Annotated in this window: 18 protein-coding genes and 1 pseudogene; 11 read left to right on the top strand and 8 right to left on the bottom strand. The window is 62.3% G+C overall.

Annotated features, from left to right (window positions below; genetic code table 11):
• Positions 1 to 178: 178 nt before the first annotated feature.
• The 4 genes from ntrC to glnA form a co-directional block, all read right to left on the bottom strand.
• Positions 179 to 1,615, bottom strand: coding sequence for a nitrogen regulation protein NR(I) (gene ntrC / locus PspR32_RS01620; protein ID WP_010222294.1), 1,437 nt, complete (start codon positions 1,613 to 1,615; stop codon positions 179 to 181).
• Positions 1,612 to 2,697, bottom strand: a complete 1,086-nt coding sequence (glnL, locus tag PspR32_RS01625; protein WP_010222296.1) for a nitrogen regulation protein NR(II) — start codon at positions 2,695 to 2,697, stop codon at positions 1,612 to 1,614. Before glnL ends, ntrC begins: the two co-directional genes overlap by 4 nt.
• Positions 2,698 to 2,953: 256 nt before the next feature.
• Complete coding sequence (locus tag PspR32_RS01630; RefSeq protein WP_081492783.1) at positions 2,954 to 3,841, bottom strand: chorismate mutase; 888 nt, start codon at positions 3,839 to 3,841, stop codon at positions 2,954 to 2,956.
• Between the two features lie 144 nt (positions 3,842 to 3,985).
• Positions 3,986 to 5,392: a glutamate--ammonia ligase gene (gene glnA / locus PspR32_RS01635; RefSeq protein ID WP_010222298.1), complete on the bottom strand. Its 1,407-nt coding sequence runs from the start codon at positions 5,390 to 5,392 to the stop codon at positions 3,986 to 3,988.
• Between the two features lie 330 nt (positions 5,393 to 5,722).
• Between glnA and thiI the strand changes: the two genes are divergently transcribed.
• Both thiI and typA read left to right on the top strand, forming a co-directional pair.
• Positions 5,723 to 7,177: a tRNA uracil 4-sulfurtransferase ThiI gene (gene thiI, locus PspR32_RS01640; RefSeq protein ID WP_010222299.1), complete on the top strand. Its 1,455-nt coding sequence runs from the start codon at positions 5,723 to 5,725 to the stop codon at positions 7,175 to 7,177.
• A gap of 128 nt (positions 7,178 to 7,305) precedes the next feature.
• Positions 7,306 to 9,129: a translational GTPase TypA gene (gene typA / locus PspR32_RS01645; protein ID WP_010222300.1), complete on the top strand. Its 1,824-nt coding sequence runs from the start codon at positions 7,306 to 7,308 to the stop codon at positions 9,127 to 9,129.
• 141 nt (positions 9,130 to 9,270) lie between these two features.
• Here the strand turns inward: typA and PspR32_RS01650 are convergent, their stop codons facing one another.
• Positions 9,271 to 9,678, bottom strand: a complete 408-nt coding sequence (locus PspR32_RS01650) for a YkgJ family cysteine cluster protein (protein ID WP_036995432.1) — start codon at positions 9,676 to 9,678, stop codon at positions 9,271 to 9,273.
• Between the two features lie 199 nt (positions 9,679 to 9,877).
• Between PspR32_RS01650 and PspR32_RS01655 the strand changes: the two genes are divergently transcribed.
• From PspR32_RS01655 to PspR32_RS01665, 3 genes are all read left to right on the top strand, one after another.
• The gene (locus PspR32_RS01655; protein ID WP_010222302.1) at positions 9,878 to 12,328 is read left to right on the top strand and encodes a glycogen/starch/alpha-glucan phosphorylase; all 2,451 of its coding nucleotides are present in this window, start codon (positions 9,878 to 9,880) and stop codon (positions 12,326 to 12,328) included.
• Positions 12,329 to 12,472: 144 nt separating this feature from the next.
• Complete coding sequence (locus PspR32_RS01660; protein WP_010222303.1) at positions 12,473 to 13,483, top strand: class 1 fructose-bisphosphatase; 1,011 nt, start codon at positions 12,473 to 12,475, stop codon at positions 13,481 to 13,483.
• Between the two features lie 3 nt (positions 13,484 to 13,486).
• Entirely contained in the window at positions 13,487 to 14,083 is a 597-nt protein-coding gene (locus tag PspR32_RS01665; RefSeq protein WP_010222304.1) for a DUF924 family protein, read from the top strand.
• Positions 14,084 to 14,166: 83 nt separating this feature from the next.
• On the opposite strand, the gene PspR32_RS26540 is transcribed toward PspR32_RS01665, so the two are convergent.
• Together PspR32_RS26540 and PspR32_RS26545 are read right to left on the bottom strand one after the other, a co-directional pair.
• Positions 14,167 to 14,997 carry a methyl-accepting chemotaxis protein gene (locus PspR32_RS26540; protein ID WP_442967028.1) on the bottom strand — a complete coding sequence of 277 codons (831 nt, stop codon included), beginning with the start codon at positions 14,995 to 14,997 and terminating at the stop codon, positions 14,167 to 14,169.
• Positions 14,998 to 15,021: 24 nt separating this feature from the next.
• Positions 15,022 to 16,059, bottom strand: a pseudogene (locus PspR32_RS26545) (HAMP domain-containing protein); the annotation flags it as partial.
• Positions 16,060 to 16,294: 235 nt separating this feature from the next.
• Between PspR32_RS26545 and PspR32_RS01675 the strand changes: the two are divergent.
• Complete coding sequence (locus PspR32_RS01675; protein ID WP_010222308.1) at positions 16,295 to 16,549, top strand: outer membrane protein assembly factor BamE; 255 nt, start codon at positions 16,295 to 16,297, stop codon at positions 16,547 to 16,549.
• Complete coding sequence (locus tag PspR32_RS01680; RefSeq protein ID WP_010222310.1) at positions 16,546 to 17,121, top strand: lipocalin family protein; 576 nt, start codon at positions 16,546 to 16,548, stop codon at positions 17,119 to 17,121. Before PspR32_RS01675 ends, PspR32_RS01680 begins: the two co-directional genes overlap by 4 nt.
• Positions 17,122 to 17,153: 32 nt before the next feature.
• Here PspR32_RS01680 and PspR32_RS01685 read toward each other — a convergent pair whose 3' ends face one another.
• Complete coding sequence (locus tag PspR32_RS01685) at positions 17,154 to 18,518, bottom strand: formimidoylglutamate deiminase (RefSeq protein WP_036995435.1); 1,365 nt, start codon at positions 18,516 to 18,518, stop codon at positions 17,154 to 17,156.
• Positions 18,519 to 18,661: 143 nt separating this feature from the next.
• Here PspR32_RS01685 and hutC point away from each other — a divergent pair, with 143 nt between their 5' ends.
• The 4 genes from hutC (at position 18,662) to hutH (ending at position 23,517) form a co-directional block, all read left to right on the top strand.
• Positions 18,662 to 19,372, top strand: a complete 711-nt coding sequence (hutC, locus tag PspR32_RS01690) for a histidine utilization repressor (RefSeq protein ID WP_174242316.1) — start codon at positions 18,662 to 18,664, stop codon at positions 19,370 to 19,372.
• The gene (locus PspR32_RS01695) at positions 19,369 to 19,941 is read left to right on the top strand and encodes a HutD/Ves family protein (protein WP_159388013.1); all 573 of its coding nucleotides are present in this window, start codon (positions 19,369 to 19,371) and stop codon (positions 19,939 to 19,941) included. Before hutC ends, PspR32_RS01695 begins: the two co-directional genes overlap by 4 nt.
• Positions 19,942 to 20,237: 296 nt before the next feature.
• Complete coding sequence (hutU, locus tag PspR32_RS01700; RefSeq protein WP_010222315.1) at positions 20,238 to 21,917, top strand: urocanate hydratase; 1,680 nt, start codon at positions 20,238 to 20,240, stop codon at positions 21,915 to 21,917.
• 67 nt (positions 21,918 to 21,984) lie between these two features.
• Positions 21,985 to 23,517, top strand: a complete 1,533-nt coding sequence (gene hutH, locus PspR32_RS01705) for a histidine ammonia-lyase (protein ID WP_036995439.1) — start codon at positions 21,985 to 21,987, stop codon at positions 23,515 to 23,517.
• The last annotated feature ends 50 nt before the right edge of the window (positions 23,518 to 23,567 follow it).

The following is a 23,567-nucleotide window of genomic DNA, read 5'->3' on the forward strand; positions in this document are numbered from 1 at the left end:
TGCCGGGGATTTGTGCCTTCAGGCGGTGCACCGATAGCGGCGTCGGTGCATCAATGGGGCAAATTGCAATCTTGTGGGAGCTGGCTTGCCAGCGATGAGGTCAATGCAGTCTGTGCATTCTCTACAGACCGGATGCGACCGCTTCGCGCTCGATCGCTGGCAAGCCAGCTCCCACAGGTCAGGCCTCGTCGTCACCGTCCTCATCGCCGCCATCGACCTTCATCCCCAACTCCTTGATCTTGCGCGTCAGGGTGTTGCGGCCCCAGCCCAGCAGCACCGCGGCATCGCGGCGGCGGCCAGCGGTGTGCTTGAGCGCAGTCTCGATCATGATCCGCTCGAAGCTCGGCACGGCGCTGTCGAGCAGGCTTGACTGGCCACGGGCCAGGGCCTGGTCGGCCCACTGGCGCAAGGCTTGTTCCCAGTTGGTTACCGGCGCTGTGTCTTGCGGCAGGTTGAGCAGCTCCGGCGGCAGGTCGCCGATATGCACTTCACGCCCCGAGGCCATCACCGTGATCCAGCGGCAGGTGTTCTCCAGCTGACGCACGTTGCCCGGCCACGGCAGGTTGCGGATGAACTCCTCGGTCTCGGCCTTGAGCAACTTGGGCTCCACCGCCAGCTCCTGGGCGGCGCGGCCGAGGAAGTGCCTGGCCAGGGTCGGGATATCCTCGCGACGATCGGCCAGGCGCGGGATGTGGATGCGGATCACGTTCAGACGGTGAAACAGGTCTTCACGAAACTTGCCGGCTAGCACCAGGGTTTCCAGGTTCTGGTGGGTGGCGGCAATGATTCGCACATCGACCTTGACCGGCACATGCCCGCCCACCCGGTAGAACTCGCCATCGGCCAGCACCCGCAGCAGGCGGGTCTGGGTGTCGGCCGGCATGTCGCCGATCTCGTCGAGGAACAGGGTGCCGCCATCGGCCTGCTCGAAGCGGCCGCGGCGCAGGTTGGCGGCGCCGGTGAAGGCGCCTTTCTCGTGGCCGAACAGCTCCGACTCCATCAGGTCCTTGGGAATCGCCGCCATGTTCAAGGCGATGAACGGCGATGCCGCCCGCGGGCTGTGGCGGTGCAAGGCGTGGGCGACCAGCTCTTTACCGGTGCCGGACTCGCCATTGATCAGCACGGTGATATTGGAATGGCTCAGGCGGCCAATGGCGCGGAACACCTCCTGCATCGCCGGCGCTTCGCCGATGATCTCCGGGGTGCGGGTCAGGCTCGGTGCCACGTCCAGGCCCTGTTGCTCCTGGGCGTGCTGGTTGGCGCGCTTGACCAGCGATACCGCCTCGTCGACGTCGAACGGCTTGGGCAGGTACTCAAAGGCACCGCCCTGATAGGACGCCACCGCGCTGTCCAGGTCGGAATGGGCGGTCATGATGATCACCGGCAGGCGCGGGTGCTGCTCGCGAATCTGCGCGAGCAAGTCCAGGCCGCTGGCGCCGGGCATGCGGATGTCGGAAATGATTACGTCCGGCTGCTGCCGGGCCAGGCGGCTCATGACCCCGTCGGCGCTGTCGAAGCTCTGGGTGGTCATGCCTTCCTGTTGCAGGGCTTTTTCCAGCACCCAGCGGATGGAACGATCATCGTCGACGATCCAGACAGTTTCACTTCGGCTCATGAGGCGGTGGCTCCTTGTTCCAGCGGCAGGAAGATCGAGAAGGTGGTGTGGCCAGGGTGGCTGTCACACTCGATCAGGCCCTGGTGCTGGCTGATGATGTTCTGGGTAATGGCCAGGCCCAGCCCGGTACCGTCCGGGCGACCGCTGACCATGGGGTAGAAGATGGTTTCCTGCAGTTCGGCAGGAATGCCGGGGCCGTTGTCGATGATCTCGATCCTGGCCACCAGGCGATGACGGGTGTGGCCGATGGTGAACTGGCGCATGGCCCGGCTGCGCAGGCTGATGCGGCCCAGGCGCAGCTCGTTCTGGCCGCTGATGGCCTGCATGGCGTTGCGCACGATGTTGAGCACCGCCTGGATCATCTGCTCGCGGTCGATCAGCACGTCCGGCAGGCTCGGGTCGTAGTCGCGCACCAGGGTGATACCGCCCTGGCTTTCGGCTTCGACCAGGCTGCAGACCCGCTCCAGCACCTCATGGATGTTGGTCAGGGCCAGCGATGGCAGCTTGTTCGAGCCGAGCATGCGGTCGACCAGGTTGCGCAGGCGATCGGCCTCTTCAATGATCACATTGGTGTAATCCTTCAGGCCATCTTCGGGCAGTTCGCGGGCCAGCAGCTGGGCGGCGCCGCGGATACCGCCGAGGGGGTTCTTGATTTCGTGAGCCAGGCCGCGCACCAGCATCTTGGTGGTTTCCTGCTTGGACAGCTGGGCCTCTTCCTTGGTGATGCGCAGCAAGCGGTCGCGCGGGTGCACTTCAAGCAGCAGCAGGGTCGCGCCCTTGCTGAGGATCGGGGTCACCGCGTAGTCGACGGTCTGGGTCTGGCCGGTCAGCGAGGTCAGTTGGGCTTCACGCTTGGTGAAGGGGTGTGCGTGTTCCACCGCCTGGCGCAGAGAATTCAGCGCTTCGGGCGATTCGGTGAACAGTTCGCTGATGAATTGCCCATGGCTGCGCTGGCCACTGATGGCCAGGAGCATTTCCGCCGCCGGGTTCATGTACTCAAGACGCAGGTCGGCGTCGAGCAGGATGGTGGCGGTGGTCAGGTTGTCCAGTAGCAGTCGGTGCAGTGCATCGCTGATGGTCATGGGGCGTCGTTGACCTCTTTTGGCTCATACAACCTCGGCCTGGGCCCAAGTCGCGGTCGCTGGTAATCCGCTGGTACAAAGAAAATGCAAAAAGCAAACCAAGGCTCCGAAAAGAAGCGGAATTTCCGGATTAAGACCTGTATTTGCGCGAAAAATGGCTAAAAAGTCCTGAGTTAGCACTTTTCATGAACCAAAATGGGCTGAGTTGCTCAGGTGCAGGCAATTGCATGCACCAATATAGAGCATAGTGGAAGGTTTACTGCGACGAGCATAAATGCGTGGTGGCGCGGATCAGGGCCAGGGACTGCTGCGGATCTTTGCCCAGTTGACCGATGGCCTGGGCGAGGGTTGCCTGGCATTGCGCCGGGCGGTTGCGATCAAACTCTGCCAGTTGGCTCAGCAGTGTGCGTTGCAGGCGATCCAGTTGCGGGCGCAATTGGCTGCCCAGATCGACTCGTGGCGTTTGTGGTGCGCTGCCTGCGGCATGCCAGCGCGACAGTGCGCGGTACTGGAGCAGCTTGTTGGCTTCGATCTGGTCGGCGAAGAACACGGCTGCCCGGTGCTCGTCCACACCAAAGCGCAGGGCCTGGCTCCGGGCATTGGCGATGACCTGCTGCTCACGCTCGGGCGCTTCTACAGGCTGGCCCGAGTCCCATTTGTTCAGGGCAACGGCTTGGGCGATGTGCAGTCGTTGGTCGATGCTGTCGAGCAGTGACGTCAGCGGTTTGGATGATATCGCGGGGCGGGAGAGCGGCACGCCGGAGCTGCCTGCATAAAAAACGATCAACTCGGCCGCTTGTGTGCCTGTGCGCCCACGATGCACGCCATCGACTATCTCGGCCAAGGCGTCTGCGGCCTTGATGCGCACCTGCTTGCCGCTGTCGCGGGTTTCTACCAGCAATTCACCTGCGAGCAGGTAGCCGGCGTTGGGCATTGGATGGCTGTGCCAGTCGAGCGTTGTTTCAGGCGGGATGCGGATCTTCACCAGGGTCAGTTCCGGCGGGCCGTCGGGGTAGTTTGGGTACTGGCTGCCATCCCAGGCGTTGCTGGTGCGCAGCAGCACCTGTGATTCGACCTGTGCTGGCGGGGTGCTGCAGCCTGTCAGCAAGGCGAACAGGGGGAGAGTGATAAGGGTGCGGATCATGATGGGCTCGGGCGTGGTTTGCTGAGCCAGCATGGTCGAGGTCAGGGGGTTGACCTATCGGGAGCGTCTGAAGAATGTGTATGAAAAAGGCCTCCCGAAGGAGGCCTTTTTTCAAGCTACGCCGCTTGCGCGAGCGTCACTGGCTTAGCAGCTGTAGTACAGCTCGTATTCCAGTGGGTGTACGAAGGTGCGGACCTTGATTTCTTCTTCGCTTTTCAGCGCGATGTAGGCATCGATGAAGTCGTCGGAGAACACGCCGCCCTTGGTCAGGAACGCACGGCCCTTGTCCAGCTCTTCCAGGGCTTCTTTCAGGCTGCCGCAGACCTGCGGGATCTCTTTCGCCTCTTCAGGCGGCAGGTCGTACAGGTTCTTGTCGGCGGCATCGCCTGGGTGGATCTTGTTCTGGATACCGTCCAGACCGGCCATCATCAGTGCCGCGAAGCACAGGTACGGGTTGGCAGCCGGATCCGGGAAGCGCGCTTCGATACGGCGGGCTTTCGGGCTGGAAACGTACGGGATACGGATCGAGGCCGAACGGTTGCGGGCCGAGTAGGCCAGCATGACCGGTGCTTCGAAGCCTGGCACCAGACGCTTGTAGGAGTTGGTGGCCGGGTTGGTGAAGCCGTTCAGGGCCTTACCGTGCTTGATGATACCGCCGATGAAGTACAGGGCGGTGTCGGACAGGCCGGCATAGCCTTCGCCGGAGAAGGTGTTCTTGCCATCTTTGGAGATGGACATGTGCACGTGCATGCCCGAGCCGTTGTCGCCGTACAGCGGCTTCGGCATGAAGGTCGCGGTGCGGCCGTAGGCGTCGGCAACGTTGTGTACGCAGTACTTGAGGGTCTGAACTTCGTCAGCCTTCTTCACCAGGGTGTTGAACTGCACGCCGATTTCGTTCTGGCCGGCAGTTGCCACTTCGTGGTGGTGTACTTCGATGACCAGGCCCATTTCTTCCATGGCGTTGCACATGGCAGTACGGATTTCGTGGTCGTGGTCGAACGGAGGTACTGGGAAGTAGCCGCCTTTGACGCCTGGACGGTGGCCCTTGTTGCCGCCTTCGACGTCCTGGTCGGACATCCACGAGCCTTGCTCGGAGTAGATCTTGAACATCGAGCCGGAAATGTCGGACTTGAACTTCACTTCGTCGAAGATGAAGAACTCAGGCTCTGGGCCGACGAACACGGTGTCACCGATACCGGTAGTCTTCAGGTACTCTTCGGCGCGGCGGGCGATGGCGCGTGGGTCGCGGTCATAGCCTTGCATGGTCGACGGTTCGATGATGTCGCAGACCAGGATCAGGGTCGGCTCTTCGGTGAACGGGTCGAGCACGGCGGAGGCGTCGTCCGGCATCAGGATCATGTCGGAAGCTTCGATGCCTTTCCAGCCAGCGATGGAGGAACCGTCGAACATCTTGCCGGCTTCGAAGAAATCTTCATCCAGCGCATCACGAGCTGGCATGGTCACGTGGTGCTGAGTGCCTTTGGTGTCAGTGAAGCGCAGATCAATCCATTTAACGTCATGATCTTTGATGAGTTGAACCGACTTCGACATAGTGTCCTCCGGGTGGGGTAGAGCTTGCCTGTGCAGCCCTTTAATTTGGGTGATGCCGGGCGCGAATAGTCGGCCAAGGCAACCTGCCTCACAAGGGAGCAAATTGCATGCCAGTGCCCCGAGTTGGGATTTTTGCCCCAAACCCAAGCGTTTTCGACCGATTTCGCAAATTCACGGCTTTTTTCTGCACTTTAAAGATGCGCTAATCGAGCATGGCGCACCATTTTGGCGCACAGAAAACCTTCTGTACAAAAGTTGCTCAAAGCTTGAGCAATTTCCGCTATAATCCGCGCCCCACTTTTTTAGTCGGCACCTCGCGCGCTGTTTTTCATGAAACTAATCGTAAAAGTCTTCCCAGAGATCACCATCAAGAGCCGGCCGGTTCGCAAGCGCTTCATCCGTCAACTGGCCCGCAACATCCGCACCGTGCTCAAGGACCTCGATCCTGCGCTCGCGGTTAACGGTGTCTGGGATAACCTCGAAGTGATCACTCACATCGAGGACGAGAAAGTCCTGCGCGAAATGACCGAGCGTCTGACCTGCATGCCGGGCATCGCCCACTTCCTGCAGGTCGACGAATACCCGCTGGGTGATTTCGACGACATCGTCGCCAAGTGCAAGCAGCACTTCGGTCACCTGCTGGCCGGCAAGCGCTTTGCCGTACGCTGCAAGCGCGGCGGCCACCACGATTTCAGCTCGATGGACGTCGACCGTTATGTCGGCAGCCAGCTGCGCCAGCAGTGCGGCGCCGCCGGTATCGACCTGCGTACGCCGGAAGTCGAGGTGCGCATCGAGGTGCGCGACAAGCGCCTGTACGTCATTCACAACCAGCACAAAGGCATCGGCGGTTATCCGTTGGGCGCGCTGGAGCAGACCCTGGTGCTGATGTCCGGTGGCTTCGACTCCACCGTCGCCGCCTACCAGATGATGCGCCGTGGCCTGATGACCCACTTCTGCTTCTTCAACCTCGGCGGCCGTGCCCACGAGTTGGGGGTGATGGAAGTCGCCCACTACCTGTGGAAGAAGTACGGCAGCAGCCAGCGCGTGCTGTTCGTCAGCGTGCCGTTCGAAGAAGTGGTCGGCGAGATCCTCGGCAAGGTCGACAACAGCTACATGGGCGTGACCCTCAAGCGCATGATGCTGCGCGCGGCGACCAACATCGCCGACCGTCTGGAAATCGACGCCCTGGTGACCGGTGAAGCCATCTCCCAGGTGTCGAGCCAGACCTTGCCGAACCTCGCGGTGATCGATTCGGCCACCGAGAAACTGGTGTTGCGCCCCTTGCTCGCCAGCCACAAGCAGGACATCATCGACCAGGCCCAGCAGATCGGCACCGCCGAGTTCGCCAAGCACATGCCTGAATACTGCGGCGTGATCTCGGTGAACCCGACCACCTGCGCCAAGCGTCATCGCCTCGACCATGAAGAGAAGCAGTTCGACATGGCGGTGCTTGAGCGCGCCCTGGAACGCGCCCGGCTGATCTCCATCGACCACGTGATCGATGAACTCAGCGAAGATATCCAGATCGAAGAAGTCAGCCAGGCGCTGGCCGGGCAGGTGGTGATCGACATTCGTCACCCTGATGCCCAGGAAGACCAGCCCCTGGAACTGGACGGCATCGAGGTCAAGGCCTTGCCGTTCTACGCCCTGAACAGTCGCTTCAAGGAGCTGGATGCCACGCGCCAGTACCTGCTGTATTGCGACAAGGGAGTAATGAGTCGCCTGCATGCCCATCATCTGCTCAGTGAGGGACATGCCAATGTGCGCGTTTATCGTCCGACATAAGACGCCGGGGCTATATGGCGGGAGCATCCGCCATCGCCCTCCCGACCACCGGGCCGTTTGAGCGCCATTCATTCATATTCGCCGCCTAGACTGGGCGGCAACCCGAATCCTCTGATCGAGATACACACGTGATCGAAAATCTGCGTAACATCGCCATCATCGCCCACGTTGACCATGGTAAAACCACCCTGGTCGACAAACTCCTGCGTCAGTCCGGCACCCTGGAGCGTAACGAGCTCAACGACGAGCGCGTCATGGACTCCAACGACCAGGAAAAAGAGCGCGGTATTACCATTCTGGCGAAAAACACCGCCATCAACTGGAACGGCTACCACATCAACATCGTCGACACCCCCGGCCACGCCGACTTCGGTGGCGAGGTTGAGCGTGTAATGTCGATGGTTGACTCGGTGCTGCTGCTGGTCGACGCCCAGGACGGCCCTATGCCGCAAACCCGTTTCGTGACCAAGAAGGCTTTCGAAGCCGGCCTGCGTCCAATCGTGGTGATCAACAAGGTCGACCGTCCAGGCGCGCGTCCTGACTGGGTTCTGGACCAGATCTTCGACCTGTTCGACAACCTCGGTGCCACCGAAGAACAGCTGGACTTCAAAGTCGTCTACGCCTCGGCCCTGAACGGTATTGCCGGTCTGGACCACACCGAAATGGCCGAAGACATGACCCCGCTGTACCAGTCGATCGTCGACAACGTACCGGCGCCGGCTGTTGACCGTGACGGCCCGTTCCAGATGCAGATCTCGGCACTGGACTACAACAGCTTCCTCGGTGTTATCGGCGTTGGCCGTATCGCCCGTGGCCGCGTCAAGCCGAACACCCCGGTTGTCGCTATCGACACCGACGGCAAGAAGCGCAACGGCCGTATCCTCAAGCTGATGGGTCACCACGGTCTGCACCGCGTTGACGTCGAAGAAGCCCAGGCTGGCGACATCGTCTGCATCAGCGGTTTCGACGAGCTGTTCATCTCCGACACCCTGTGCTCCCCGGACGCAGTTGAAGCGATGAAGCCGCTGACCGTTGACGAGCCAACCGTTTCGATGACCTTCCAGGTCAACGACTCGCCGTTCTGCGGTAAAGAAGGCAAGTTCGTGACTTCCCGCAACATCAAGGAACGTCTGGACAAAGAGCTGCTGTACAACGTTGCACTGCGCGTTGAAGAAGGCGACTCGGCTGACAAGTTCAAGGTATCCGGCCGTGGTGAGCTGCACCTGTCGGTTCTGATCGAAACCATGCGTCGCGAAGGCTTCGAAATGGGTGTTGGTCGTCCGGAAGTGATCATCCGTGAAGTCGACGGTGCCAAGCACGAGCCGTTCGAGAACGTCACCATCGACATCCCTGAAGATTCCCAGGGCAAGGTCATGGAAGAAATGGGTCTGCGTAAAGGCGACCTGACCAACATGGTTCCGGATGGCAAGGGCCGTGTACGCCTGGAATACAACATTCCAGCCCGTGGTCTGATCGGTTTCCGTAACCAGTTCCTGACCCTGACCAACGGTGCAGGCATCCTGACCTCGATCTTCGACCGTTACGCTCCGATGAAGTCCGGCCACATGTCCGGCCGTCAGAACGGCGTACTGGTTTCGGTCGAGACCGGCAAGGCCCTGACCTACTCCCTGGAAACCCTGCAGGCGCGCGGCAAGCTGTTCGTCGAGCATGGCCAGGAGATCTACAACGGTCAGATCGTTGGTCTGAACAGCCGTGACAACGACCTGGGCGTCAACCCTACCAAGGGCAAGAAGCTCGACAACATGCGTGCTTCGGGTAAAGACGAAACCATCGCCCTGGTTCCACCTGTTCGCTTCACCCTGGAACAGGCTCTGGAGTTCATCCAGGACGACGAGCTGTGCGAAGTCACGCCTAAGTCGATCCGTCTGCGCAAGAAGATCCTCGACGAAGGCGAGCGTACCCGCGCTGCCAAGAAAGCCAAGGCTAACTAAGCTCGGCTGAAATAAAAAAACGCCCCCGGCCGCAAGGCCGGGGGCGTTTTTGTTTGCCTGGAGAAAAATCAATCGCGGGTCAAACCCGCTCCTACAGGGCAATGCACAATCCTGTAGGAGCGGGCTTGACCCGCGATGCTTTTAGCGGCGCGCCGCTGGCTTGGGAATGTACGCGCAATAACCCGGCCGCGGGCCGATCCGTGGATGGTTGCGACAGGTGTCCGGGCGTGTGTCATAAATGGTGCACAGGCGGCTCTTACGATCCAGGTACAGGCAGTCGTCGTTGCTCATCTGCGCCAGGGTGAAAATTCCCGACTTCTGGTTGAAGCGCTGGATGATCCCGTCTTTCTGCAAACGCTTGGCAATGTTCTTCGGCGGCTCGCCCACCTCGAACTCATCCACTACGCCCATGCGGATCAGGTCTTTGATTTTCACTTCCGTCGGCAAGGTGCAGCAGGTCGAGTTGCAGCCTCCGCACATATGGCTTTGGTACTTCTGCCAGGTTTCCAGGCGGTCGACTTCGGCGGCGGCAATCAGGGTCGGTTTCATCAGGTTCTGGTTTTAGATGTTCGGGTGGGCGCGCGATCATACCGGAGTTGGTCAAAATGTGAACAGCCATTTGCCGGTTGCGCCCGCCATCGCCGCTGTTTTTACGCAGAAACTCCCGAACCTGCGCTTCCGCTCTGTGTCGAACGGTCTAGGCTGAGAAATCTCCATCCGCATTCGTCAACTTGCCCGAGGACATCGCATGTCTCAGGAACCGCTCGCTCGTGACGCAGAGGTGGCCGCTTTTCGCACCGCTGTGCTGGATAAATTGACCTACGCGGTCGGCAAGGACCCGGAGCACGCCTTCGATCACGACTGGTTCGAAGCCATTGCCCTGGCTGCCCGGGATCACATGGTCGATCACTGGATGGACCACACCCGGCAGATCTACCGCAAAAGCCAGAAGCGGGTGTATTACCTGTCGCTGGAATTTCTCATCGGCCGCCTGCTGTACGACAGTTTGAGCAACCTGGGCCTGCTGGATGTCGCCCGTGAGGCGCTGGACGGGCTGAACGTCGACCTTGAGCGCATCCGCCTGCTGGAACCCGATGCGGCCCTGGGCAACGGTGGCCTGGGGCGCCTGGCGGCCTGTTTCATGGAGAGCATGTCGACCCTCGGCATCGCCGCCCACGGTTACGGCATTCGTTACGAGCACGGCCTGTTCCGCCAGGCGGTGGTCGATGGCTGGCAGCAGGAGCAGACCGAGAACTGGCTGGACTTCGGCAACCCCTGGGAATTCGAGCGTGCCGAGGTGATCTACCCGATCAGCTTCGGTGGTAGCGTCGAAACCGTGCACGACGCCGGTGGCCAGCAGCGCCAGGTATGGTGGCCGGCCGAGACCGTGCGGGCGGTGGCCTACGACACGCCGGTGGTCGGCTGGCGCGGCGCCAGCGTCAACACCCTGCGCTTGTGGCGGGCGCGGGCGCTGGAAGAGCTGCACCTGGAGCGTTTCAATGCCGGTGACCATCTGGGCGCCGTCGCCGAAGTGGCGCGGGCTGAAAGTATCTCGCGGGTGCTGTACCCGGCCGACAGTACCGAGGCCGGCCAGGAACTGCGCCTGCGCCAGGAGTATTTCTTCGTCTCGGCCTCGCTGCAGGACCTGCTGCGCCGTCACCTGAACATGCACGACAGCCTGCTCAACCTGCCGCAGCAGGCGGCGATCCAGCTCAACGACACCCATCCTTCGATCGCCGTCGCCGAGCTGATGCGCCTATTGGTCGACCAGCACGAAGTGCCTTGGGACACGGCCTGGCAGCTGACCGTCGAGACCCTGGCCTACACCAACCACACATTGCTGCCCGAAGCCCTGGAAACCTGGCCGGTGGGCCTGATGGAGCGCATGCTGCCGCGGCACATGCAGATCATCTACCTGATCAACGCCTTTCATATCGACGCCTTGCGCGCCAAGGGCATCCACGATTTCGACGTGCTGCGCGCGGTGTCGCTGATCGAGGAAGACAACGGTCGCCGGGTGCGCATGGGCAACCTGGCGTTCCTTGGCTCGCACAGCGTCAACGGCGTGTCGGCGCTGCACAGCAAGCTGATGCGCAGCACGGTATTCGCCGAGCTGCACAAGCTCTACCCGGAGCGAATCAACAACAAGACCAACGGCATTACCTTCCGTCGCTGGCTGTTCCAGACCAACCCGCAGCTGACCGGCATGCTGGTCGAGGCGCTGGGCGCCGACGTGCTCGATGACCCGCAAGGGCGTCTGCGCGACCTTGATCCCTTCGCCGACAAAGCGTCGTTCTGCAAGCAATTCGCCGCCCAGCGCCTGCACAGCAAGAAGGCCCTGGCCAGCTTGATCCAGGAGCGCCTTGGCATCACCCTCAATCCCGAGGCGATGTTCGATGTGCAGGTCAAACGGATCCATGAGTACAAGCGCCAGTTGCTCAACCTGCTGCACACGGTGGCCCTGTACCAGGCCATCCGCGCCGAGCCTGGCACCGGCTGGGCGCCACGGGTGAAGATATTCGCCGGCAAGGCGGCGGCCAGCTATCACCAGGCCAAGCTGATCATCAAGCTGGCCAACGACATCGCCAAGGTGGTCAACAACGACCCGACCGTGCGCGGCCTGCTCAAGGTGGTGTTTTTGCCCAACTACAACGTCAGCCTGGCCGAGAGCATCATCCCGGCGGCCGATCTCTCCGAGCAGATTTCCACCGCCGGGTATGAGGCGTCCGGCACCAGCAACATGAAGTTCGGCCTTAACGGTGCGCTGACCATCGGCACCCTGGACGGGGCCAATGTCGAGATGTGCGAGCAGGTCGGCGTTGAGAACATGTTCATCTTCGGCCTGACCTCCCAGCAGGTGGAGGCGCGCAAGCGCAGCGGCGACTTTGGCGCCAGTGCGGCGATCGGCGCCTCTCATCGGCTCAACGACGTGCTTCAGGCCATTCGCGGCGGGGTGTTTTCACCTGATGACCCGGGTCGCTATGTCGGTCTGGTCGACTCGCTGGTGGCCTATGACCGCTTCCTGGTGTGCGCCGATTTCGACGCTTACTGGGACGCGCAATTGCGCGTCGAAGCGCTCTGGCGCGAACCCAGGCAGTGGTGGCGCATGGCGGTGCTCAACACCGCGCGCATGGGCTGGTTCTCCTCGGACCGGACCATCCGCGAGTACGCCACTGACATCTGGAGAGCGCTTGGCTAAGCTGCAAAGGTCGGCCCGGGGGTGGTGAACTCTCGGGCCGATGTGCCGTCTGATCGGCCAGGCGTGTCTGATTGCTCGCTAGCGCTTCACTCTCCCTGTAAACTGCGTGGGTTTTTATTACCCCCCCTTCCTTCGGAGCCTTACATGTCCCGCGTTACCCTGAGTCGCTATTTGATTGAGCAGACCCGCAGCAACAGTACCCCTGCCGATCTGCGCTTCCTGATCGAAGTGGTGGCGCGTGCGTGCAAGGAAATCAGCCACAACGTCTCCAAAGGCGCGCTGGGTGGTGTTCTGGGCAGCATGGGCACTGAAAACGTGCAGGGCGAAGTCCAGAAGAAACTGGACGTGATCTCCAACGACATCCTGCTCGAAGCCAACGAGTGGGGCGGTCACCTGGCCGGCATGGCCTCCGAAGAGATGGACAACGCCTACCAGATCCCGGGCAAGTACCCGAAAGGTGCCTACCTGCTGGTATTCGACCCGCTGGACGGTTCGTCGAACATCGACGTCAACGTTTCGGTCGGTACCATCTTCTCGGTACTGCGCTGCCCGAACGAATACCTGAGCCAGAACGAAAGCCTCAACGAGCAGGCCTTCCTGCAGCCGGGTACCAAGCAGGTTGCCGCCGGTTACGCGATCTACGGCCCGCAGACCATGCTGATCCTGACCCTGGGCAACGGCGTCAAGGGCTTCACCCTGGACCGCGAGCTGGGCAGCTTCGTGCTGACCCACGAGAACATCCAGGTGCCGGAAACCACCGCCGAGTTCGCCATCAACATGTCCAACCAGCGCCACTGGGAAGCGCCGGTGACCCGTTACGTGGGCGAGCTGCTGGCCGGTGAGACCGGTCCGTTGAAAAAGAACTACAACATGCGCTGGATCGCCTCGATGGTTGCCGATGTGCACCGCATCCTCACCCGTGGCGGACTGTTCATGTACCCGCGCGATGCGCGCGAGCCGTCCAAGCCGGGCAAGCTGCGCCTGATGTACGAAGCCAACCCGATGTCCTTCATCATCGAACAGGCCGGCGGTGCTTCCACCGACGGTCACCAGCGCATCCTCGACATCCAGCCGGATAGCCTGCACCAGCGCGTGGCAGTGTTCCTCGGCTCCAAGCAGGAAGTCGAGCGCGTTACCGGTTATCACAAGGAGTAAATCATGCTCGCACCTTGGCAGCCGTTACTGGAGTGGTGGTTTGGCTGGGGCACCAGCCCCCAGGCCGTGGCTGACGAGAAGAGCACGCTGTGGTTCGGCAAGCACCATGATGCTGAGGCGCAGGCGCTGTTCGGCGATTTGATGGAGCACGCCCTGGCCGGTGGCCTGGATGAGTGGCAGCAATGCCCTCAGGGCTGGTTGGGGCTGGTGTTGCTGCTCGACCAGTTGCCGCGCATGATCCACCGCGATACGCCGCGGGCCTTCGATGGCGACCGGCGAGCGCAGGTGGTGGTGATGCAGGGCTTGCAGAAGAACTGGGATTACCAGCTGCTGCCGATCCAGCGGGTGTTCATCCTGCTGGTGCTGGAGCATGCCGAGGTACTGGATTGGCAGAACATCAGCGTCGAGCGTTACCAGTGGCTGCTCGAGGCCCAGCCGGATGCCGATCGGCGTTTGTTCGAAGGTTTTCTCGACTACGCCGAGCAGCACCAGCGGGTGATCGCCCGCTTTGGCCGCTTCCCACATCGCAATTTGCTGCTGGGCCGGCCGAGCACCGACGAAGAGATGGATTTTCTGCTGGAGCCAGGCTCGAGGTTTTGAGCTGAATCTATCGCTGGCAAGCCAGCTCCCACAGAGATTTGCATTGCCTGTGGGAGCTGGCCTGACCTGCGATTAGCTGTAGATCAGATCCTGAAACTCCCCACCAGCTGCTTCAAGCGATTGGCCTGATTCTCCAGGTCATTGCAGGCGCGCAAGGTTGCCTGCAGGTTCTCTACCCCTTCCTGATTCAGCGTATTGATCTCGGTAATGTCGACATTGATCGACTCGACCACGGCGGTCTGCTCTTCGGTGGCGGTGGCCACCGACTGGTTCATGCCGTCGATCTCGCCGATGCGCTGGGTCACGCTGCCCAGCCGCTCACCGGCCTGGTTGGCGATGCCGACGCTGTGCTGGCTGTGGCTCTGACTTTCGGTCATGGTGCTGACCGCCACCTGGGCGCCGGCCTGCAGCTCTTCAATGATGCGCTGAACCTGCTGCGCCGAATCCTGGGTGCGGTGGGCGAGGTTGCGGACCTCGTCCGCCACCACGGCAAATCCACGTCCGGCTTCACCGGCGCGGGCCGCTTCAATGGCGGCGTTGAGCGCCAACAGGTTGGTTTGCTGGGAAATGCCGCTGATCACTTCAAGAATCTGACCGATGTTCACCGTGTTGGCATTGAGCGTCTCGATGTTGCCACACGAGTCGCTGATCTTCGCCGACAGCTGGTTCATTACCTCGATGGTCTGCTCGACCACCTGCTGGCCTTGTTCGGCCAGATTGCGCGTGTCGCTGGAATGCTGCGAGGCGAGGGCGGCGTTCTGGGCGATTTCCTGGGCGGCGGCACCGAGCTGGTTGATCGCCGCCGCGACGCTGCTGGTGCGGCTCGACTGCTGGTCGGCGTTGTGGATCGAGGCGTTAGAGGCACTGACCACGCGCAGGGCCACTTCATTGACCTGGCCGGTGGCCGAGGCCACTTCGCGGATCGACTCATGGATGCGTTCGACAAAACGGTTGAACGACTGGCCGAGGCTGCCGAATTCGTCCTGGCCATGGATGCGCAGGCGCCGGGTCAGGTCGCCTTCGCCTTCGGCGATGTCATGCATGGCCCGGCCCATCACGTGCAGTGGCTCCATCAGCACGCGAATCAGCACGCCAAGCAGGGCGATGATGATCAGCACCGCGATCACCGTGGCGACCACCGCCGAGGTGCGCAGTTCGCTGAGCGTGGCAAAGGCAAAATCCTGGTCGAGCACCAGTGCCACGTACCAGTCAGCCGAAGGCACGCCGTTGACCTTGGTGAAGGTGATGAACTGCTTGTGCCCGTCCAGTTCGGCTTCTTTCAGGCCGCTGCCGACCTGCGGGGCGCCTTGCGGGTAAGCGTCGCTGAGGTTTTTCAGGACCAGGTCGGCTTGCGGGTGCACGAGGATCTTGCCCGCGCCGTTGACGATGAAGGCCTGGCCGTGGCCGTCGAAGTTCAGGGCGTTGATGATCGCGCTGATGCTGTCCAGGTCGGTGTCGACGCCGTTGACCCCGATCAGCCGGCCCTGATGCTGTACCGGGGTGGCGAGGGTAATCACCAATTTGTTCGCTGAAACAGAAATGTACGGCTCGGTGACGATGGTCTGGCCGGCGCCGGTGGCAGCCTTGTACCAGCCGCGCACTCGCGGGTCGTAGTCGGCGGCGCGGTTGCCCAGCGGTACCGACTGCATGTAGCCGTCCTGGCCGCCGAAGTAGGTCAGCAGAAAGTTGCTGCCGTACACCGGCAGGCTCAGGCTGCGGGTCAGGCTGTCCTTGCTGGCACCATCGATGGCGACCTGCTGGGACAGTGATTGCAAAAGTTGCATGCGGCTTTGCAGCCAGGTCTGGATGTTGCTGCTGGTCAGGCTGCCGAGCTCCTGCATCGAGGCTTCGGTATTGCTGCGCAGGGTCTGGCGCTGGCGGTAATCGTTGAACAGGATGAAACAGGTGAAGGCGACAGCGACCACCAGGGCGGCGGCGAGCAGAATCTTGTGGCTGAACTTCAGGTTTTTTGTCATTGCGAGGTCTGTCTGCACAAGGCGGGGTCAACGGATGGGGCGCGGCAAACGGTCGCAGCGCCTTCCTGTGTCGTCCGTTCTGGGCAAAAGATTAATCACAGAACTCACCAGTCGACCAATGGCGGGGCTTTGACGCCAACAAAACCGGGACGCTCGGGAACCGGATGGGCTTTTTCCCTTCTAAGCTGTCGGTAGGCCATTGCGCCTGCACCCTCATGTCCAGGAGTGACCCTTCATGTCGTTGCGTTCCCTCGCCCTGCTGTCCTTGTGCGTGTTCCTCACTGCGTGCAACAAGATCAACCAGGAAAACTACTCACAGCTCAAGTCCGGCATGGCCAAGGCCGAGGTCGAGAAACTGCTCGGTGCGCCGACCGATTGCTCCGGTGCCTTGGGCATGTCCAGCTGCACCTGGGGCGACGAGAAGACCTTTATCAGCGTCCAGTACGCCGGTGACAAGGTGCTGATGTATTCCGGGCAGGGCCTCAAATGAAGCAGCTGCACCTGCTGTTGGCGCTGTGCGCCGGGTTGATCCTCGGCGGCTGCGCCAGTTCCGGTGCAGGCTCGCTTGAGCCGAAGACCGCCAACAGCGTCGACCTCAAGCGCTACCAGGGCAAGTGGTATGAGCTGGCGCGTTTGCCGATGTATTTCCAGCGTGACTGTGCCCAGTCCGAGGCCCATTACAACCTCAAGCCGGACGGCAGCGTTGGTGTGCTCAACCGCTGCCGCACCCTTGAAGGCGAATGGCAGGAGGCCAGCGGCACGGCCAACGTGCAGGTGCCGGGCAAGACCGACAAGCTTTGGGTGGTGTTCGACAACTGGTTCTCGAAGTTGCTGCCGGGCGTTGCCAAGGGTGACTACTGGATCCTCTACGTCGACGACAAATACCACACCGCGCTGGTCGGCAATCCGGATCGCAAGTACCTGTGGATACTCTCGCGTACCCCGACCATCCCGGCCTTGCAGCGCGAAAGCCTGCTGGCCAAGGCGCGCCAGCAGGGCTACGACACCCAGCGGCTGATCTGGCGGGTGGCGGACAAGGACATGGCTGCGGCTAAGCCTTGATGCCCGAATCGCTGGCAAGCCTCGGTTCTGGATCAGCCCAACAGGCTGCGCAGCACCCCGGCAAATTCCCGCGCGCTGTCTACTTCCTGGGCATGGCGGCCCTGGCGCACTACCCACTGGCCGTTGACCATCACATCGCGCACCTGACGGTCGCCGCCAGCAAACAGCCAACGGTTGAGAATGCCGTCTGCACTGGCTGTCGCCAGGTACGGGTCGTTGCCATCGAGCACCAGCCAGTCTGCGCGCTTGCCCACCGCCAGTTCGCCAATCGGCTGCCCCAGGGCCTGGGCGCCACCGCTCAGGGCGGCATCGAACAAGGTGCGCCCGACCATCGGCTGGTCGCCGCGGTACAGGCGATTGCGGCGCTGGTCGCGCAGGCGCTGGCCATATTCCAGCCAGCGCAGCTCCTCGACCACGCTCAGCGACACATGGCTGTCCGAGCCGATCCCCAGGCGCCCGCCGCGGGCCAGGTAGTCCACCGCCGGGAAGATCCCGTCGCCCAGGTTCGCTTCGGTGGTCAGGCACAGGCCGGCGACCGCGCGGCTGCGGGCCATCAGTTCGACTTCGTCGGGTTCGGCATGGGTGGCATGGACCAGGCACCAGCGCTGATCGACTTCGGTGTTCTCATAGAGCCACTGCAATGGCCGGCGACCGCTCCAGGCCAGGCAATCGTCGACTTCCTTCTGCTGCTCGGCGATATGGATGTGCACCGGGCAGGCCTTGTCGCTGGCGGCCAGGACCTGGGCAATCTGTTCCGGCGTCACCGCACGCAGGGAATGGAAGCACAGGCCCAGGGCCTGCGCGGGCTGCTCGGCCAGCAGCGGCGCCAGGCGCGCCTGCAGGTTCAGATACTGTTCGGTGCTGTTGATAAAACGCCGCTGTCCTTCGTTCGGGGCTTGCCCGCCAAAGCCGGAGTGGCTGTACAGCACCGGCAGCAGGGTCAGGCCGATGCCGCTGGCGCGCGCCGCCGCGCTGATGCGCAGGGATAGCTCCGCCGGGTCGGCGTAAGCCTGGCCCTGGGTGTCGTGGTGAACGTAGTGGAATTCGGCAACCGAGGTGTAGCCGGCCTTGAGCATCTCGATGTACAGCTGGCGGGCGATGACCTGCAGCTGTTCAGGGCTGATCTTGCCGACCAGGCGATACATCAGTTCGCGCCAGGTCCAGAAGCTGTCGTTAGGGTTGCCGGCTACTTCTGCGAGCCCGGCCATGGCGCGCTGGAAGGCATGCGAGTGCAGGTTGGGCATGCCCGGCAACAGCGGACCGGCCAGGCGTTCGGCGTTTTCGGCCGAGGCGTTGGCTTGGAGGCTGGTCAGCAGGCCATCAGCGCCGACCTCGATTCGGACGTTTTCGGCCCAGCCCGTAGGCAGCAAAGCACGTTCGGCAAAGAAGACGGACATCGGCACGGCACCTCATTGTGATTATTTGTATATACATATACAGACGTTTGCCTGCTGGGTAAACTCCGGCAAGCTACCGTTCATTCAATCGAACAAGGATATTTTCCGTGCCGACACCTCCTGTCTCCGCGCTGGTTGCCCAGATGGGCGAGGGTCCGGCGCCGCTGTACGCCCGGGTCAAACAAATGATCGCCCAGCAGATCCAGAATGGCAGCTGGCCGCCGCATCACCGGGTGCCGTCTGAAAGCGAGCTGGTCAACCAGCTGGGCTTCAGTCGCATGACCATCAACCGCGCCTTGCGCGAGCTGACTGCTGAAGGCCTGCTGGTGCGCATGCAGGGCGTCGGCACCTTTGTTGCCGAACCCAAGAGCCGCTCGGCGCTGTTCGAGGTCAACAACATTGCCGACGAGATCGCCGCCCGCGGGCACCAGCACACGTGCCAGGTGATTGTCCTGGCCGAAGAGGCCGCCGGTTCCGAGCGCGCCCTGGCCCTGGACATGCGTGAAGGCCAGCGGGTGTTCCACTCGCTGATCGTGCATTACGAGAACGGCGTTGCCGTGCAAATCGAAGACCGCTTCGTCAACGCCGCGGTGGCACCCGATTACCTCAAGCAGGACTTCACCCGGCAGACGCCCTACGCCTATTTGTCCCAGGTCGCGCCGCTGACCGAAGGCGAGCACGTGGTCGAAGCGATCCTCGCCGAGCCGGAAGAATGCCGCCTGCTGCAAATCGAACAAGGCGAGCCGTGCCTGCTGATCCGCCGCCGTACCTGGTCGGGGCGCCAGCCAGTGACTGCCGCTCGTCTGATTCATCCCGGATCCCGTCATCGTCTGGAAGGACGCTTCAGCAAATGAGCCAGTTGCAGATTTTACGCGCCAAAGACTACCCCCGCATGCCATGGAAGAACGGCGGCGGCAGCACCGAAGAAATCACCCGCGATGGCGGCGCAGGCCTGGAGGGTTTCGGTTGGCGTCTATCGATTGCCGATATCGCCGAGTCCGGTGGCTTTTCCAGCTTTGCCGGTTATCAGCGGATTATCACCGTGCTTGAGGGTGAGGGCATGCGCCTGCAGGTTGATGGTCAGCCGACGCGTCCGCTGTTGCCGTTCGATGCCTTTGCCTTCAGGGGCGAGAGTCAGGTCAGTTGCAGCCTGCTCGGCGGTTCGATTCGCGATTTCAATCTGATCTATTCCCCCGAGCGTTACCGCGCGCGCCTGCAGTGGCTCGATGGCAGCCAGCGGGTGTTCAGTTCGGCGACAACCTTGCTGCTGTTTGCGGCAGCCTCGCAGGTCGAGGTGGCGCTGGACGGGCAGGGTGAGCATGTGCTCGGACGTTATGACTGCTTGCGCCTTGACGGTACCGATAGCCTGCAGACCTTGAACCTCCAGGGTCGTTGCTGCCTGATCGAGCTGAGCCCTCGCTGAAGTTGTTACGCCTCGGCTGAGCGGTTCGGCCGGGGCTGTTACCGATTGACCCAAAGTGGTGCAACGCCACGGCTCCACGTTGTTCGACCACTCATCGGCTCAAATTTTTTTATCTCGCCACAGCCCACGTGCTGCGGGGCTCTAGCGCCTGCATTAGCGCCGCGAAAGCACCCCGGAGAGGAGTTGGCATTTCAATTGCCTATGCTTGTACATACAAGTAAAGATGTGTTTGTATAAGTGCCATGACCCACCCAATGCCTGGGTTGCTCTGGACCGATCGCTGAGGAGCCATTTCCGTGACTGACAACAACTTCAAGAAATACCGTGACGTCGAAATCCGCGCAGCGCGCGGCAACAAGCTGACCGCCAAAAGCTGGCTGACCGAAGCACCGTTGCGCATGCTGATGAACAACCTCGACCCGGAAGTGGCCGAGAACCCGAAAGAGCTGGTGGTGTACGGTGGTATCGGCCGTGCCGCGCGTAACTGGGAGTGCTACGACAAGATCGTCGAGAGCCTGACCAACCTGAACGACGACGAGACCCTGCTGGTGCAATCCGGCAAGCCGGTCGGCGTGTTCAAGACCCACAGCAACGCCCCGCGCGTACTGATCGCCAACTCCAACCTGGTACCGCACTGGGCCAACTGGGAACACTTCAACGAACTGGATGCCAAGGGCCTGGCCATGTACGGCCAGATGACCGCCGGTAGCTGGATCTACATCGGCAGCCAGGGCATCGTCCAGGGCACCTACGAAACCTTCGTCGAAGCCGGTCGCCAGCACTACAACGGCAGCCTCAAGGGCAAGTGGGTGCTGACCGCAGGCCTGGGTGGCATGGGCGGCGCCCAGCCTCTGGCGGCGACCCTGGCCGGTGCCTGCTCGCTGAACATCGAATGCCAGCAGAGCCGCATCGACTTCCGCCTGAGCAGCCGTTATGTCGACGAGCAAGCCAAGGATCTGGACGACGCCCTGGCGCGCATCGCCAAGTACACCGCCGAAGGCAAGGCCATTTCCATCGCCCTGCTGGGCAACGCCGCCGAAATCCTGCCTGAGCTGATCAAGCGTGGCGTGCGCCCGGACATGGTCACTGACCAGACCAGCGCCCACGACCCGCTCAACGGTTACCTGCCGGCCGGCTGGACCTGGGAGCAGTACCGCGAGCGTGCGCAGACCGAACCGGCAGCCGTGGTCAAGGCCGCCAAGCAATCGATGGCCGTACACGTCAAAGCCATGCTCGAGTTCCAGAAGCAGGGCGTGCCGACCTTCGACTACGGCAACAACATCCGCCAGATGGCCAAGGAAGAGGGCGTGACCAATGCCTTCGACTTCCCGGGCTTCGTACCGGCCTACATCCGTCCGCTGTTCTGCCGTGGTATCGGCCCGTTCCGCTGGGCAGCGCTGTCGGGCAACGCCGAAGACATCTACAAGACCGACGCCAAGGTCAAGGAACTGATCCCGGACGACGCCCACCTGCACAACTGGCTGGACATGGCCCGCGAGCGCATCAGCTTCCAGGGCCTGCCAGCACGTATCTGCTGGGTCGGCCTGGGCCAGCGCGCCAAGCTGGGCCTGGCGTTCAACGAAATGGTCCGCCGCGGTGAGCTGTCGGCACCGATCGTCATCGGCCGCGACCACCTGGACTCCGGCTCGGTATCCAGCCCGAACCGTGAAACCGAATCGATGCAGGATGGCTCCGATGCCGTCTCCGACTGGCCACTGCTCAACGCCCTGCTCAACACCGCCAGCGGCGCGACCTGGGTGTCCTTGCACCACGGTGGTGGCGTGGGCATGGGCTTCTCCCAGCACTCGGGCATGGTCATCGTCTGCGACGGTACTGACGAGGCTGCCGAGCGGATCGCCCGCGTACTGACCAACGACCCGGGTACCGGTGTCATGCGTCACGCCGATGCCGGTTATCAGATCGCCATCGACTGCGCCAAAGAACAAGGCTTGAACCTGCCGATGATCACAGGCTGATCTGCGGTAAATGGTTGATACTGATATCTATGCAGGCGCATTCGCCTCACGAGTACGGAGCATTAACGTGACTGAATTGACCCTCAAGCCCGGCACCCTGACCCTGGCTCAGCTGCGTGCGATCTACCAGCAGCCGGTAAAACTCAAGCTGGACTCCAGCGCTGACCAGCAGATCGACGCCAGCGTCGCCTGTGTCGAGCAGATTCTCGCGGAAAACCGCACCGCCTACGGCATCAACACCGGCTTCGGCCTGTTGGCCTCGACCCGTATCGCCAGCCACGACCTGGAAAACCTCCAGCGTTCGCTGGTGCTGTCCCACGCCGCAGGCGTCGGCCAGCCGATTGACGATGCCCTGGTGCGGCTGATCATGGTGCTCAAGGTCAACAGCCTGAGCCGTGGTTTCTCCGGCATCCGCCGCAAGGTGATCGACGCCCTGATCGCGCTGATCAACGCCGAAGTCTATCCGCACATCCCGCTCAAGGGTTCGGTCGGCGCTTCCGGCGACCTCGCGCCGCTGGCGCACATGTCGCTGGTACTGCTGGGTGAAGGCAAGGCGCGCCACAACGGCCAATGGCTGTCGGCCACCGAGGCCCTGGCGGTTGCCGGCCTTGAGCCGCTGACCCTGGCGGCCAAAGAGGGCCTGGCGCTGCTCAACGGCACTCAGGCGTCCACCGCCTTTGCCCTGCGCGGCCTGTTCGAAGGCGAAGACCTGTTCGCCGCGGCCATGTCGGTCGGTGGCCTGACCGTCGAAGCGGTGCTGGGTTCGCGTTCGCCGTTCGATGCGCGTATTCACGAAGCCCGTGGCCAGCGCGGCCAGATCGACGCCGCCGCCTGCTACCGCGACCTGCTGGGTGACGGCAGCGAAGTCTCCGCCTCCCACGAGAACTGCGGCAAGGTCCAGGACCCGTACTCGCTGCGCTGCCAGCCACAGGTCATGGGCGCCTGCCTGACCCAGTTCCGCCAGGCCGCCGAAGTGCTGGTGATCGAAGCCAACGCCGTGTCCGACAACCCGCTGGTGTTCGCCGCCGAAGGTGATGTGATCTCCGGTGGTAACTTCCACGCCGAGCCCGTGGCCATGGCCGCCGACAACATGGCCCTGGCCATCGCCGAGATCGGTTCGCTGAGCGAGCGCCGCATCTCGCTGATGATGGACAAGCACATGTCCCAGCTGCCGCCGTTCCTGGTGGCCAATGGCGGGGTCAACTCCGGCTTCATGATCGCCCAGGTCACCGCAGCTGCGCTGGCCAGCGAGAACAAGGCCCTGGCCCATCCGCACAGTGTCGACAGCCTGCCGACGTCGGCCAACCAGGAAGACCACGTGTCGATGGCCCCGGCTGCCGGCAAGCGTCTGTGGGAAATGAGCGACAACGTGCGCGGCATCCTCGCCGTTGAATGGCTGGCCGCCTGTCAGGGCCTGGACCTGCGCGAAGGCCTGAAGACTTCGCCAAAACTGGAGCAGGCGCGTCAAACCCTGCGCAGCAAGGTCGCCTTCTACGAGAAAGACCGCTTCTTCGCCCCGGACATCGAGGCGGCCATCGCCCTGCTGGCCGCTGGGCGCCTGACCGGCCTGCTGCCGGCCAAGGTCCTGCCTAGCCTGTGACCCCTCGGGCTGGCCTGCCTGGCCAGCCGCCTGCCGCACGGACCCTCGGG

Origin of the sequence: Pseudomonas sp. R32 (assembly GCF_009866705.1) — a bacterium.
GTDB lineage: Bacteria > Pseudomonadota > Gammaproteobacteria > Pseudomonadales > Pseudomonadaceae > Aquipseudomonas > Aquipseudomonas donghuensis.

Coding starts and splice junctions, on each gene's coding strand:
- ntrC (WP_010222294.1), bottom strand. CDS start 1,615: ATGAGCCGAAGTGAAACTGTCTGGATCGTCGACGATGATCGTTCCATC.
- glnL (WP_010222296.1), bottom strand. CDS start 2,697: ATGACCATCAGCGATGCACTGCACCGACTGCTACTGGACAACCTGACC.
- PspR32_RS01630 (WP_081492783.1), bottom strand. CDS start 3,841: ATGATCCGCACCCTTATCACTCTCCCCCTGTTCGCCTTGCTGACAGGC.
- glnA (WP_010222298.1), bottom strand. CDS start 5,392: ATGTCGAAGTCGGTTCAACTCATCAAAGATCATGACGTTAAATGGATT.
- thiI (WP_010222299.1), top strand. CDS start 5,723: ATGAAACTAATCGTAAAAGTCTTCCCAGAGATCACCATCAAGAGCCGG.
- PspR32_RS01650 (WP_036995432.1), bottom strand. CDS start 9,678: ATGAAACCGACCCTGATTGCCGCCGCCGAAGTCGACCGCCTGGAAACC.
- PspR32_RS01655 (WP_010222302.1), top strand. CDS start 9,878: ATGTCTCAGGAACCGCTCGCTCGTGACGCAGAGGTGGCCGCTTTTCGC.
- PspR32_RS01660 (WP_010222303.1), top strand. CDS start 12,473: ATGTCCCGCGTTACCCTGAGTCGCTATTTGATTGAGCAGACCCGCAGC.
- PspR32_RS01665 (WP_010222304.1), top strand. CDS start 13,487: ATGCTCGCACCTTGGCAGCCGTTACTGGAGTGGTGGTTTGGCTGGGGC.
- PspR32_RS01675 (WP_010222308.1), top strand. CDS start 16,295: ATGTCGTTGCGTTCCCTCGCCCTGCTGTCCTTGTGCGTGTTCCTCACT.
- PspR32_RS01680 (WP_010222310.1), top strand. CDS start 16,546: ATGAAGCAGCTGCACCTGCTGTTGGCGCTGTGCGCCGGGTTGATCCTC.
- PspR32_RS01685 (WP_036995435.1), bottom strand. CDS start 18,518: ATGTCCGTCTTCTTTGCCGAACGTGCTTTGCTGCCTACGGGCTGGGCC.
- hutC (WP_174242316.1), top strand. CDS start 18,662: ATGGGCGAGGGTCCGGCGCCGCTGTACGCCCGGGTCAAACAAATGATC.
- PspR32_RS01695 (WP_159388013.1), top strand. CDS start 19,369: ATGAGCCAGTTGCAGATTTTACGCGCCAAAGACTACCCCCGCATGCCA.